Annotated in this window: 12 protein-coding genes; 8 read left to right on the forward strand and 4 right to left on the reverse strand. The window is 66.9% G+C overall.

Annotation, left to right across the window (positions count from 1 at the left end; translation table 11 throughout):
• Positions 1–78 precede the first annotated feature (78 nt).
• Positions 79–1,719 carry an acyl-CoA carboxylase subunit beta gene (locus G6N27_RS22250; protein ID WP_163780193.1) on the reverse strand — a complete coding sequence of 547 codons (1,641 nt, stop codon included), beginning with the start codon at positions 1,717–1,719 and terminating at the stop codon, positions 79–81.
• A 161-nt stretch (positions 1,720–1,880) separates the two neighbouring features.
• Here G6N27_RS22250 and G6N27_RS22255 point away from each other — a divergent pair, with 161 nt between their 5' ends.
• The 3 genes from G6N27_RS22255 to G6N27_RS22265 are packed head-to-tail and all read left to right on the forward strand — an operon-like array spanning position 1,881 to position 4,432.
• A complete protein-coding gene (locus tag G6N27_RS22255) occupies positions 1,881–3,056 on the forward strand; it encodes a GGDEF domain-containing protein (RefSeq protein ID WP_163780196.1) in 1,176 nt (391 codons plus the stop codon).
• 32 nt (positions 3,057–3,088) lie between these two features.
• The gene (locus G6N27_RS22260; RefSeq protein WP_163780198.1) at positions 3,089–3,904 is read left to right on the forward strand and encodes a biotin--[acetyl-CoA-carboxylase] ligase; all 816 of its coding nucleotides are present in this window, start codon (positions 3,089–3,091) and stop codon (positions 3,902–3,904) included.
• A gap of 9 nt (positions 3,905–3,913) precedes the next feature.
• Positions 3,914–4,432: a PH domain-containing protein gene (locus G6N27_RS22265; protein ID WP_163780200.1), complete on the forward strand. Its 519-nt coding sequence runs from the start codon at positions 3,914–3,916 to the stop codon at positions 4,430–4,432.
• Here the strand turns inward: G6N27_RS22265 and G6N27_RS22270 are convergent.
• Entirely contained in the window at positions 4,387–5,046 is a 660-nt protein-coding gene (locus G6N27_RS22270; RefSeq protein WP_179963320.1) for a GtrA family protein, read from the reverse strand. The two genes, G6N27_RS22265 and G6N27_RS22270, sit on opposite strands and share 46 nt — an antisense overlap.
• A gap of 86 nt (positions 5,047–5,132) precedes the next feature.
• Here G6N27_RS22270 and G6N27_RS22275 point away from each other — a divergent pair, with 86 nt between their 5' ends.
• The 4 genes from G6N27_RS22275 (at position 5,133) to G6N27_RS25580 (ending at position 11,072) form a co-directional block, all read left to right on the forward strand.
• On the forward strand, positions 5,133–6,344 hold the full coding sequence (locus G6N27_RS22275) for a 5-(carboxyamino)imidazole ribonucleotide synthase (RefSeq protein WP_163780202.1): 1,212 nt from the start codon (positions 5,133–5,135) through the stop codon (positions 6,342–6,344).
• A 58-nt stretch (positions 6,345–6,402) separates the two neighbouring features.
• Positions 6,403–6,915 (forward strand): 5-(carboxyamino)imidazole ribonucleotide mutase, encoded by a 513-nt coding sequence (gene purE / locus G6N27_RS22280; protein ID WP_163780204.1) that lies wholly within the window; start codon positions 6,403–6,405, stop codon positions 6,913–6,915.
• Between the two features lie 25 nt (positions 6,916–6,940).
• Complete coding sequence (locus tag G6N27_RS22285; RefSeq protein ID WP_163780206.1) at positions 6,941–8,110, forward strand: acyl-CoA dehydrogenase; 1,170 nt, start codon at positions 6,941–6,943, stop codon at positions 8,108–8,110.
• A 334-nt stretch (positions 8,111–8,444) separates the two neighbouring features.
• The gene (locus G6N27_RS25580; RefSeq protein WP_163780208.1) at positions 8,445–11,072 is read left to right on the forward strand and encodes an ATP-binding protein; all 2,628 of its coding nucleotides are present in this window, start codon (positions 8,445–8,447) and stop codon (positions 11,070–11,072) included.
• A gap of 1 nt (position 11,073) precedes the next feature.
• Here the strand turns inward: G6N27_RS25580 and G6N27_RS22295 are convergent, their stop codons facing one another.
• Positions 11,074–11,853, reverse strand: coding sequence for a DUF2127 domain-containing protein (locus G6N27_RS22295; protein WP_163780210.1), 780 nt, complete (start codon positions 11,851–11,853; stop codon positions 11,074–11,076).
• Between the two features lie 98 nt (positions 11,854–11,951).
• On the opposite strand from G6N27_RS22295, the gene G6N27_RS22300 reads away from it, so the two are divergent.
• On the forward strand, positions 11,952–12,182 hold the full coding sequence (locus G6N27_RS22300; protein WP_163780212.1) for a hypothetical protein: 231 nt from the start codon (positions 11,952–11,954) through the stop codon (positions 12,180–12,182).
• Here the strand turns inward: G6N27_RS22300 and G6N27_RS22305 are convergent.
• Positions 12,179–13,084, reverse strand: coding sequence for a class I SAM-dependent methyltransferase (locus G6N27_RS22305; RefSeq protein ID WP_163780214.1), 906 nt, complete (start codon positions 13,082–13,084; stop codon positions 12,179–12,181). The genes G6N27_RS22300 and G6N27_RS22305 overlap by 4 nt on opposite strands.
• Between the last annotated feature and the right edge of the window lie 89 nt (positions 13,085–13,173).

Raw genomic sequence — 13,173 nt, forward strand, 5'->3', positions numbered from 1 at the left:
TTCCGCTCACTCGACTCACAGGGCCTGAATCGTTCGTCTCGTTCCCGTCACTCACTGCGTTCGTTCCGCTCACTCGACTCACAGGGGAATGTTCCCGTGCTTCTTGGGCGGCGTCTGCGCGATCTTGCGCTCCAACAGCCGCAGGGCGTTGCCGATGTAGCCGCGGGTGTGCGACGGCGGGATCACCGCGTCGACGTAACCGCGCTCGGCGGCGATGTACGGGTTGACCAGCGTGTCCTCGTACTCCCGCTGCAGATCCAAGCGGAGTGCGTCGACGTCCTTGCCGTCTTTGGCGGCTTCCTTGAGCTGCTGGCGGTAGACGAAGCCGACGGCGCCGGAAGCGCCCATGACCGCGATCTGGGCGGTCGGCCAGGCGACATTGACGTCGCAACCCATGTCCTTGGAGCCCATGACGCAGTAGGCGCCGCCGTAGGCCTTGCGGGTGATGACGGTGATCTTGGGAACGGTGGCTTCGCCGTAGGCGTAGAGCAGCTTGGCGCCGCGCCGGATGATGCCGTCGTATTCCTGGCCGGTGCCCGGCAGGAAGCCCGGCACGTCGACCAGCATCACCACCGGGATGTTGAAGCAGTCGCAGGTCCGCACGAAGCGTGCCGCCTTCTCGGAGGCCTTGATGTCCAGGCAGCCGGCGAACTGGGTGGGCTGATTGGCGACGATCCCGACCGGCCGTCCTTCGATGCGTCCGAACCCGACGACGATGTTCTGTGCGTAACCCTCCTGGATCTCCAGGAACTCGTCGTCGTCGAGGATTCGCCTGATCACCTCGTGCATGTCGTAGGGCTGGTTCGCCGAATCCGGGATCAGCGTGTCGAGTTCGAGGTCCTCTTCGGTCAGGTTGTCCTCGATCGCGCCCTCTGGCAGGGGGAACGGCAGCTTCGGCGCATCAGTGAAGTTGTTGGGCGGCAGGTAGCTCAGCAGATCGCGCACATAGTCGAGCGCGTCCTGCTCGCCCGAGGCGACGTAATGCACCGTGCCGGACTTGGCCATGTGCGTGTGCGCACCGCCCAACTCCTCCATCGTCACGTCTTCGCCGGTGACGGTCTTGATGACGTCGGGGCCGGTGATGAACATCTGGCTGGTCTGGTCGACCATCACCACGAAGTCGGTCAGCGCCGGCGAGTAGACGTGGCCACCCGCGGCGGCACCCATGATCAGCGAGATCTGCGGGATGACGCCGGAAGCCAAGATGTTGTTCCGGAAAATCGAGCTGTACAGGCCGAGCGAGACCACACCCTCCTGGATGCGGGCGCCGGCGCCGTCGTTGATGCCGATCAGCGGGCGGCCGGTCTTGATCGCCAACTCCTGCACCTTGACGATCTTTTCGCCGTAGACCTCACCGAGGCTGCCGCCGAACACCGTGGCGTCCTGGCTGAAGACGCAGACGTCGCGGCCGTCGATGGTGCCGTAACCGGTGACGACACCGTCGCCAAGCGGGCGATTCTTGTCCAGTCCGAAGTTGGTGCTGCGGTGCCGGGCCAGGGCGTCGAGCTCCACAAACGAACCCTCGTCCAGCAGCGCGGTAATGCGCTCGCGCGCAGTCAGTTTGCCCTTCTCATGCACCCTTTCGACGGCGGCCTCACCGACCGGGTGCAGGGCCTCGGTGCTGCGCTTGCGCAGTTCGGCGAGCTTGCCCGCGGTGGTGTGGATGTCGATATCGTGCTCGGCCTGTGCCTCGACGTGGGTCTCGGAAGTGCTCGTCATAGGGACCGAGCTTAACCGCCTCTTAAGTTTGCAACCGCATCAGGCCGTCGCCGTCTGCGTGTCTCGCGAACGAACTTTGTTTGGCTCGCCCACAGGCAGGTAATCTTCCTCACTTACACCTTGATTGTCCTGACGGGACCAGGGGGGCCGGAGGATCAGACGTGGTGAGGTCGGATAGCTCACGCCTGGTGCGACAGTGGTGGACCGAGCCGGGCGACTACTCATGGGTGGTCGAGTTCTACCGGCGGCGCGGTCTGATGCCCGCGTTACGGGCGGGAGTCGTCGCCGGAGGCGTGGCCACCGCGCTCGCCACGCTCTGCCTGTTCTTCGAAGACCTCGTCCACCCGCACTGGTTGAGCCACGCGGTGGTGTTCTGGATGCTGGCGAATGCCGTCGGCTGGGTGATTTTCTGGTGGTTTTTCCCGTGGCCGAGCGCCCGGCAAGCGGGCGTCCTGTTTGCCCTCGCCGACATCGGCATCGCGATCGCGACGGGTTTGCACGCCGACCCGCTGGCGGCGCTGAGCACCACCCCGCTGTTCGCATTGCCAGGTGCCTCCATCGTGTTTTTCTACGGTCCCCGTGCCATCGCCGCACATATGGCGTTCGCCGCGGTCACGATCCTGACCGCAGCGACATGGCTGGCGCTGTCCGATCGTCCCGACGCGGTGGCGGTCGCGATCGCCAAGGCGCTGATCGCGCTGATGGTGACCGCCGCGATCTTCCCGCCCATCCAGTTCGGCTTCTGGCTGATACGCAGCAACTCGATCGAATCGCTCACCGATCCGCTCACCGAGTTGGCCAACCGGCGCGGGTTGGCCAACTACTTGGCCAGCAGGCTCGACACGCTGACCTCGTCGACCGAGCCGCTGTGTGTCTTGGTTATCGACCTGGACGGGTTCAAGAACATCAACGACATCTACGGTCACAAGATCGGCGACGCCGTCATCGCCCGCACCGCCGAACAGATCCGCGCCGCGGCTGGCCCGTCGGCCTTCGTCGCGCGGGTCGGCGGGGAGGAGTTCGTGGTTCTCGACCTGATGACACTGCCGGCCGCAGCGGCGATAGCCGAGAGCGTTCGCGCCGCGATCGAAGCGCCCGACACACCCAAAGCCACCGCCAGCGTCGGGGTTGCCGCCGGACCGATCGGCAGCCTCGCGGAGTTCGAGGCCATTCACGCCTGCGCCGACGAAACGATGTATGCGGCGAAACGCAATGGCGGCAACCGGATTGCCGTGGCCGGTGCGGCGGACGACGCGACTGCTGCGCGGCAGACGGGTGAAATGGCCTTTCGGCCAAAGGAATTGGACGATGCCAATGTCAGTGACGGAAGTCCCTAGGTCTTCCACGAACACAGCCTTAGGCTGAGTCGATGGACGTTGACACACTCAGAGTGCCGCTGGACCCGGAAGTGTTACGCGACGGATTGGTCGGGCCCGGCCTGCCGTGGCGCGATCTCGACGTCGTCGCCGAAACCGGTTCCACCAACGCTGATTTGATTGCCCGGGCCGAAGGCGGAGCCGACATCGACGGATCGGTGCTGCTGGCCGAGTATCAGAACGCCGGCCGCGGACGGCACGGCAGGCACTGGTCGGCGCCGCCGCGGGCACAGCTCGCATTGTCGGTCGGGGTCGGCGGCAGGTCGGTGCCACGGTCGAGCTGGGGATGGTTACCGCTGGCCGCCGGTGTGGCGGTGGCCGACGCGCTCACCGCGGTCGGCGGCGTCAAGGTCGGCTTGAAGTGGCCCAACGACGTGTTGGCAAACGGCGGCAAGCTCGCCGGCATCCTCGCCGAGGTCGCCGCCCCGACGTCGGCGATCGTGCTCGGCCTGGGTCTCAACGTCACGCTCACCGCCGACGAAGCGCCCGACCCGGTCGCCACCTCGCTGCTGACGCAGGGGTCATCGGCGACCGATCGAACTGCGTTGGCGCGCAGGATACTTCGCGAATTGGCGCATCGAATCGACGCGTGGCGCACGGCGGGGGGAGCCGATGCTGCGCTGGTCGCCGACTATCAGCATTACAGCGTGACGCTCAATGCTCGGGTGAAGGCCACCTTGCCCGGTGGCAGGGAGGTGGTCGGCGTCGCCCGCGACATCGACGAGACGGGGCGGTTGTGCGTCGACACCGGTGGTGAGACGGTGTCGATCTCGGCCGGAGACGTCACGCATCTGCGTCCCAGCGTCTAAAGTGCCAGCGTGGGCTACCCCGACAAGGTACTGGCCGGTGACGAGCAGGTAGTGCTGCATCGCCATCCGCACTGGAAGCGACTTTTCTGGCCGGTGACGGTTCTGATCCTGGGCAGCGCGGCGGCGTCGTTCGGTTGCGCGGTCGTCGGCAACGCCACCTGGGACCCGACTGCCAAGCGGGTCGTCTTCTGGGTCATCGGTGCGATTTGGCTGGTGCTCATCGGCTGGCTGACGCTGTGGCCCTTCTTGAACTGGCTCACAACACACTTCGTCATCACCGACCGGCGGGTGATGTTCCGGCACGGCGTGCTGAGCCGCAGCGGTATCGACATCCCGTTGGCCCGGATCAACAGCGTCGAATTCCGGCACCGGCTCATCGACCGGATATTGCGGACCGGGACGCTGATCGTCGAGTCCGCGTCACAAGATCCGTTGGAGTTCTACGACATTCCGCGCGTGGAGCAGGTCCACGCGCTGCTGTATCACGAGGTTTTTGACACCCTCGGATCCGAGGAGTCGCCGAGCTGATCTGCTCGGTTGCGGCGCGCCCGCCAGGCGCCCAGCAGGGTGACGGTGCCGCTCTCTTCGACGTCCTCGAAGACTTCGGCGATCCCGCCGGCCGTCAGCGTCGACTCCAGCGCCTTGTCGCCGCTGCGGGCTGCTTCGTCGGGGAACACCCAGCGCCGGAACGCCCAGAAGCGGAACGCCATCTGCAGCAGGTTGCCGACTACGTAGGCCGAGACGAAGTCGGCGATGTTCTCCACCGTCAACGAAACCGAGGGCACCCGCAGTTGCAGCATGTAGCTGGAAACCCACAACGGCGCCATGCTCAGCAGCACGCCGACGCCGCTGAACGCGAAGAACAGCAACGCCTCGTGGTGACGTTCCCGTCCGCCTCGGTCCCGGAAGCTCCATTCCCTGTTGAGGATGTAGGACGCGATCACCGCGACGATGCCGGCGATGACCTTGGCGGTCACCGGCTTGGGCTCCAGGATGGTCAGCTTGAGGGTGTAGAAGATCGTCGAATCGATGACGAACGTGGTCGCGCCGACGATCGCGAACTTGATCAGCTCGTGATGGCGCTCGGCGAAGGGGCGCAGCGGCCCCGGCAGTCGGGCGATCGTGGCATCGGCAAAGGACACAATGTCGCAGTCTACGTATTGCTGTCTAAGGGTGCTCTGTGACTGTGTCAGCGCCGATAAACGGCCCGTTCAGACGCCATGGAACGATGATGGCCGTGCCACCCGCGACTTCCCTCCATTCCAATCATCCCGTCGTCGCCATGGTCGGCGGTGGTCAGCTCGCGCGGATGACCCACCAGTCGGCGATCGCGCTCGGCCAGAGCCTGCGGGTGCTGGCCGCCGATGCCACCGATCCCGCCGCCCAGGTCAGCCCCGACGTGGTGATCGGCTCGCACACCGACCTCGACGCGCTACGCCGGGTTGCCGCCGGGGCCGACGCGCTGACCTTCGACCACGAGCACGTGCCTACTGAGCTGCTGCAAAAGCTGGTCGCCGAGGGCGTCAACGTCGCGCCGCCGCCGGAGGCCCTGGTGCACGCTCAGGACAAACTCGTGATGCGGCGACGACTGGATGCGCTCGGCGCCCGGGTGCCGCGTTACGCAGCCGTCGAAAGCCGCGAGGACGTCGATGAGTTCGCCCGACAGGTCGACGGCCCCATCGTGGTCAAAGCCGCTCGTGGCGGCTACGACGGCCGCGGGGTACAGATGGCCGCCGATGAAGCCCACGCCCGCGAGATCGCAGGTCAGTATTTGGATTCCGGGGTACCGGTTCTGGTCGAGGAGCGGGTCGCGATGCGTCGCGAGCTCGCCGCGCTGGTGGCCCGGTCGCCGTTCGGGCAGGGGGCGGCCTGGCCGGTGGTTGAGACGGTGCAACGGGACGGGATCTGCGTGCAAGTGATCGCCCCGGCGCCGTCGCTGAGCGAGGACGCCGCCGCCGCGGCCCAGCAGCTGGCGCTGCGGTTGGCCGCCGAACTCGGCGTCGTCGGGGTCTTGGCCGTCGAGTTCTTCGAGACGGCGGATGGCGAACTGCTGGTCAACGAGTTGGCGATGCGCCCGCACAACTCGGGCCACTGGACCATGGACGGATCGCGGACCAGTCAGTTCGAGCAGCATCTGCGCGCGGTGCTGGACTACCCACTCGGCGACACCGACGCCATCGCGCCGGTCACGGTGATGGCCAACGTGCTGGGCGCCGCCGAAACGCCGGCGATGACCCTCGACGAGCGGCTGCACCACCTGTTCGCGCGGATGCCCGACGCCCGGGTCCACCTGTACGGCAAGGAAGAGCGACCAGGCCGCAAGATCGGGCACATCAACTTTCTCGGTGCGGACCTCGCGAGTCTGCGTGAACGCGGCGAACGGGCGGCACACTGGTTGTCACACGGTGAGTGGACGGACGGATGGGACCCGCACACATGACTCAACTGCCCCGCGCCGGCGACGATGCATAGCGCAGCGATGAGGAGGAGCGGCGCAGATGACTAGCGCACGCGTAGGGGTGATCATGGGCAGCGACAGCGACTGGTCGGTGATGGCCGACGCCGCCGAGGCGCTCGCCGAGTTCGACGTCACCCACGAGATCGGTGTCTATTCGGCGCATCGCACTCCGCAACGGATGCTTGACTACGCGCGTGAGGCCGCCGACCGCGGTATCGAGGTGATCATCGCCGGTGCCGGCGGCGCCGCGCACCTGCCCGGCATGGTGGCCTCAGCCACGCCGCTGCCGGTGATCGGGGTTCCGGTGCCGCTGGCGAAGCTGGACGGCCTGGATTCGCTGCTGTCGATCGCACAGATGCCCGCCGGCGTGCCGGTGGCCACGGTGTCGATCGGCGGCGCCCGCAACGCGGGGCTGCTCGCGGTGCGCATCCTGGCGGTGTCCGACCTGGCGCTACGCAGCCGGATCGTCGCATTTCAGGAGGGGCTGGCAGAGTCGGTGCTGGCCAAGGATTCGGCTCTCAAGCAGCGTCACGGTAAAGTTACTGGCCAGTAGCTCAGCGATAGACAAGGAGGCCACCATGGCTCAGTGGGGCGGAGATTCGTCGTTCGATCTGTTCAAGCTGCCTGAGGAGCATGACGAGCTGCGGGCCGCGATCCGCGCGCTGGCGGAGAAGGAGATCGCCCCGTACGCCGCGGAGGTGGACGAACAGCCACGCTTTCCCGACGAGGCGCTCTCGGCACTGAACGCGTCGGGCTTCAACGCCGTGCACGTTCCCGAGGAGTACGGCGGGCAGGGCGCGGACTCGGTCGCGGCGTGCATCGTCATCGAGGAGGTGGCGCGCGTCGACGCGTCCGCGTCGCTGATCCCGGCGGTCAACAAGCTGGGCACGATGGGCCTGATCCTGCGCGGCTCGGAGGAGTTGAAGAAGCAGGTGCTGCCGACCCTGGCTTCCGGCGAGGCGATGGCGTCGTATGCGTTGAGCGAGCGGGAGGCCGGTAGCGACGCCGCGTCGATGCGGACCCGGGCCAAGGCCGACGGCGACGACTGGATCCTCAACGGCAGCAAATGCTGGATCACCAACGGCGGCAAGTCGACCTGGTACACGGTGATGGCGGTGACCGATCCGGACAAGGGCGCCAACGGGATCTCGGCGTTCGTCGTGCACAAGGACGACGAAGGATTCTCGGTCGGGCCCAAAGAGAAGAAGTTGGGCATCAAGGGCTCACCGACCACCGAGCTGTATTTCGAGAACTGCCGGATTCCCGGCGACCGGATCATCGGCGAGCCCGGCACCGGTTTCAAGACCGCGTTGGCAACGCTGGACCACACCCGCCCGACGATCGGCGCCCAAGCCGTCGGCATCGCTCAGGGTGCGGTCGACGCCGCGATCGCGTACACCAAGGACCGCAAGCAATTTGGCGAGTCGATCAGCTCGTTCCAGGCCGTCCAGTTCATGCTGGCCGACATGGCGATGAAGGTCGAGGCTGCGCGGCTGATGGTCTACAGCGCCGCTGCCCGCGCCGAGCGCGGCGAATCCAACCTGGGCTTCATCTCGGCGGCGTCGAAGTGCTTCGCCTCCGACGTGGCGATGGAAGTCACCACCGACGCTGTGCAACTGTTCGGCGGCGCCGGCTACACCACCGACTTCCCGGTGGAGCGGTTCATGCGTGACGCCAAGATCACCCAGATCTATGAGGGCACCAACCAAATTCAACGCGTGGTGATGAGCCGCGCGCTGCTGCGCTGAGTCGGGCGCCAACGACGGCGGCGAAGTGTGAGACCGCCGGGGCATTTCATCCAACTCCACTGCCCCCGACCCGCCAGGTGGATAACTCACAGCCCGGCAAGCACTCCGCAACGTGCGCTATTTGTCTTTTGTCAATTTGCTGTTGCCATGCGGCCCGGGTACCGCGCGATTAATATGCATTCGCACCATGTCCCGGGATTGCGTTTGCTTTAGCCGCGTCGGCCCGCCGACGCGCGCGCCTCAGTGCGTGCTCGCAGCCGAGCTCACGTTATGGGGAAAACTCCCTATCTTCGGCGACATGTCGCGGTAAGACCGAGGCGAGGAGGGGCCGACCTTGCCGGGCAACTTGCTCGAGCGCGAGGCGCCGCTGGCGCAGTTGAAGCTGTCGACGCGCCGGATGGCTCGCGGCGGCGGCGAAGTGGTGTTGTTGCGCGGGGAGGCCGGCATCGGCAAGACGACCGTGCTGGCCAATTTCGTCAAGCAACTCGGACCCGAGCTGCGGGTACTGCAGGGCTGGTGCGACCCACTGGGCGCACCACGCCCACTGGGCCCACTCACCGACGCTCTTCCGGGGCTGGACGTCGCCGCGGCGGCAGGGCTGACTGCGGCCGTCGAGTCCGGGGATACCGCGCAGATCTATCGGCAGCTGTTGTGCGCTTTGGGCGACCGGGCCCGGTGGGTATGGGTGATCGAGGACGCCCACTGGGCCGACGGTGCGACGCTCGACATGGTGCGGTTTTTGGCGCGCCGCATCGGCGCCCTGCGGTTGCTGTTGGTGATTTCTTTCCGTGACGACGAGCTGTCGCCGGCGCATCCGTTGGCGGTGACGCTCGGGGACTTGGCGAATTGCGCCGCGGTGACCCGAATCGGGTTGTCGCCGTTGAGCTTATCGGCGGTGGCGGCGCTGGCCGCCGGCACCGGAGTCAACGCCGAGCAGTTGCACGAGGTCACCGGCGGTAACCCGTTTTTCGTGTCCGAGGTGCTGGCCGCCGGACCGGTCGCACTGACCCGGAAAGGCCTGCCGCGCAGCATCTCCGAGGCGGTGTGCGGTCGGCTGGCCCGGCTGTCGGCGAAGGCGCGGGAAACCGCGCACGCGGTCGCGGTGTGCGGGCCGCGCGCCGACATCGCCCTGCTGGACAAGATGTGTCCCGAAGCCCGGACGGCGTTGTACGAATGTCTCGGCGCCGGGGTGCTGAATGCCGAGGGGGAGCTGGTCGCGTTCCGCCACGAACTCGCCCGCCGGGCCACCCTGGCGCAGATCCCCGACTTCGATCGCACCGAACTGCACAGGCGCGCGCTAACCGTTCTGGCGCAGCCGCCAATCGACCCGAACACGCTGGCGGCATTGGCATTTCACGCCGACCAAGCCGGTGAACGGGACGCGACCGTGCGCCACGGCATTGCCGCGGCCGATCGGTCCGCGGCGCTCGGTGCCAACCGGGAGGCCGCGAAGTTGTATGCCCTTGCGCTTCGCCATGCCGACGCCGTCGCCGATGAACAACGAGTCGTCTGGCTCGAACGCTACGCCTTCGCGTGTTACCTGAGCGGGCAGGCCGAACCGGCCGTCACCGCATTGCGGGATGCGATTGCGTTGCGCCGCAACCTCGGTCATCGGCTCGAAGAGGGTGACGACCTGCGCTGGCTGTCGAGGCTGTTGCAGCCGCTGGGGCGTGCCGGCGAGGCCATCGACGCGGCGCACGCGTCGCTAGGACTACTGCAGGACCTCGGCCCGTCGCCGCAGCTGGCCTGGTCGCTGCTCAACATGGCCCACATCAGCGCCCTCGCGCTGGATCCGGTGTGCGCCCGTTACGCGGCCAGCGCGGTGACCCTCGGTGTCGAGTTGGCCGATCCTGCAATCGGTATCCGCGCGCGCGGGTACCTCGCGCTGACCGCCGTCTTCAGCAGCGGCACTGGCTGGGACGAGCTGGGGGCGGTGTGGCGCGAGGCGCTGTCGACGCCGGGATACGAGGAGCACGCCGCGGTGCTCGGTGTGCTGATCTGCTGGTACACCGTGCTGCGCGGCGAGCTGGACCGCGCTGAGACATATCTGGCCGAAGCGTCACAGTTCTGCGATGACCGCGACCTCGGCATGTTCAGCGCGCTGTTGACCGCCGCGGCGACGCTGGCGCAGCTGCACCGCGGCGAGTGGGATCGCGCCGCCGTCACCGCCGAACAGATCGTGACCCGGCCCGAGCTCAGCCCGCAGCACCGGATTCTGCCGCTGGTGACACTCGCGCTGATCGACGCGCGGCGCGGTCGGCAGTCTGTGGTTGCGCTGCCGAGCGATGTCGACTCCGGAGCCCAACCCGGTGACCTGGTCCACCTGGGTGCGGTTTCAGCGGCACGCGCCGAAATAGCTTGGCTCAGCGGCGATGACGAGACGGCGCTGGCCGAAGCGCACGCGGGGCTGGCGGCCGCACACGAACACGCCGACCGATGGCAGGTCGACCAGTTGCGCCGTTGGATTCGGCTGGCCGGCGGCACATGTGAGGCCACCGACGGCGACGCCGGCACGCCATTCGAGTCAGAGATCCGCGGGGACTGGCAGAGCGCCGCCGACGAGTGGGTCCGCCGCGGCTGCCCGTACGACGCGGCGCTGGCCCAGCTCGGCGGCGATGCCGCGGCGGTGACGACGGCGCTGGCCGCCTTCCGGCGCCTCGGCGCGAAAGCGGCGGCCCGTCGCGCTCAGCAGCGCCTGGCCGCTCTGCGGGAGCGTGCCCCTCGCGCCCGTCGAGCCGACACGCTGTCAGACCCGCATGCGCTGACCGGCCGCCAGCGTCAGGTCTTCGATCTGCTCGTCGCCGGTCGCAGCAACCGAGAGATCGCGGCCGAGCTGCATATCAGTCCCAAGACCGTCGGCCACCACGTCGAGGCCATCCTGGCCAAGCTCGGCGCGGAGAACCGCACGCATGCCGTCGCCTACGCGTTGCAGCACCAGGCCGCATTGCAGACAGAATCGTGAGTTACGCCGTTGCGCCGGAGACAGTTTCGGCGGCACCGGCCTGTTCGACACTCAGTAGGCTTTCAGCTTCGTGCTCCTGTCGGTACGCTTCGCTGCCGCCGTTGAGGCCGAACAACCGCTTACTCCACAACAGCCAGATCACCGCGACGATGTTGATGACGAGCGCGACAAGCCGCATGGCCGTGATCTTTTCGGTGAGCTCGTAAATCTCCAGCGGCAGGAAGACGCTGGTGGCTATCACCGCGAAATACTCACCCCACCGCTTCATCAGCCACAACCCGACCGCCTCGATGAGTTCGATCAGCGCGTAGCCGGCCAGGCCGATGGCGATCCATTGCAGTGTCGACGAGGACAGCGCGAACGCGTGCGCGATATGACGAACGAGCTTGGAGTTCTCCGGATCCCAGCCGATCTGGTTGGCCAGGGGCTGCAGCAGCGGAATGTCTTGCTCCAGCGCGTGCTGCAACCGCTCGCGCGATCCACTGACCTTGAACACCCCGGCCGCCACCGCAGCGAAGATGACGCAGCGAAAGGCACGTTCGACGGCGAGTGCTCGCATCAGGGTCCGGTCCCGCAGGAATCGTCCACGCGGAATTTCCGGGGCGGTGTTCGCCGGGCCGCTGCGGCGTGGCGGGCCCACGACGAAGGTCTCGCAACGCAAACAACGCCACGCCTCGCCCGCGGGGGTGTCGGCTTTCAGGCGCTCACGAAGGTTCGGCTCGTCGGGAGCAAATGTCGCGTGCCCACGTAAACCGCACGAGCGCAGAGCAAAATCCACCATGAGAGCACGCTACAGGGCATTGCCTGTCCGCCCGCGGTATCGGTGAACGACGCGAACGCCTACGCTGACCGCCATGACGGGCACCGGGACGCGAGGCCGTGCGCAACGGACTGCTTCTGGAAGCGCTGCGCGGGAAGTCGCGTCGCTTTGTCGCCTGGCATCATTCGCTCGAGCATTCGCTGCACAAGATCTCCCACGCGTACGTCGGACACTATGACGATCCCGAGAAGTGGATGTTCTCGGCGTGGCTGGCGCTTACCGCCAAGGGCCGACAACTCGCACAGGCTCTAGAAGAGAATGAGATCGACGGATACCGCCGTAAAAGCTAATTGCCAGTGAGCTGTGCTGTGCAGTAATAGTTTTCGGTCTGACCATCGTTGCGTTGCGGCACCGGTAATCCCGCGTCGGCCAACAGCTGAGCGGACCGGTGCCTGGTCGTCTGCCAACCCCGCTCATCGAGATAGGGCGCGACGTCGTGGCGTTCGCCGCCGTACCACAGGTCGTCGAGGCGGGCATCGAGGCCGTGCTCATACCAGTTCTGCGACGTCGTGTGCATGACCTCCAGCGATTCCGGTGTGCTCAAGAAGATCTCCACCACCAGCCGACTGCCCGCGGCGCTGAGGTCGGTGATGTTGTCCAGCAAGCGATCCTGGGCCTCCGGCGGCAGGAAGGCCAACAGGCCTTCGGCGACCCACACGGTCGGGCGCTGCGGGTCGAAACCGGCGTGGCGCAGTGCTGCGGGCCAGTCGTCACGCAGATCGACCGGGACCGCGCGCAGGTCGACGGTCGGCTCGGCACCGGCGCCGGCGAGCGTCGCGGTCTTGAAGTCGGTGACCTGTTGCTGGTCGATTTCGAACACCACCGTCTCGGCGGGCCAGGACAGCCGGTAACCGCGGGCGTCCAGCCCGGAGGCCAGAATCACCGCCTGGCTGAGACCGGAAGCCGTTGCGTCGCCGATGAACTGGTCGATGAGACGGGTGCGCACGGTCAACAAGTCCGTCATCGGCTGCATGCCCCACGGATGGCCGGGAATGTCGACCTCGTCGGCGCTGAGTTCGCCTGCCGCCCATCGGGTGAAGAAGTCGACGCCGACCGCCCGTACCAGCGGCTCGGCGAACGGGTCGTCGATGAGCCGCTCTCTGGTCGCCCGGGCTCTGCCCGCGGCGACCATGGTGGCGGTCGCTCCCACGCTGGTCGCCAAATCCCAGGTGTCGTTGTCGATGCGTGCCATACCGGCCAGCGTAGCGAGCCGCTGCTGAGACTCGGCTCGTCGGAAGCCATTAACGCGTCGGCCAGGTTTCATTCACGTTCGAGCGGTCG

This window comes from Mycobacterium cookii, assembly GCF_010727945.1.
GTDB lineage: Bacteria > Actinomycetota > Actinomycetes > Mycobacteriales > Mycobacteriaceae > Mycobacterium > Mycobacterium cookii.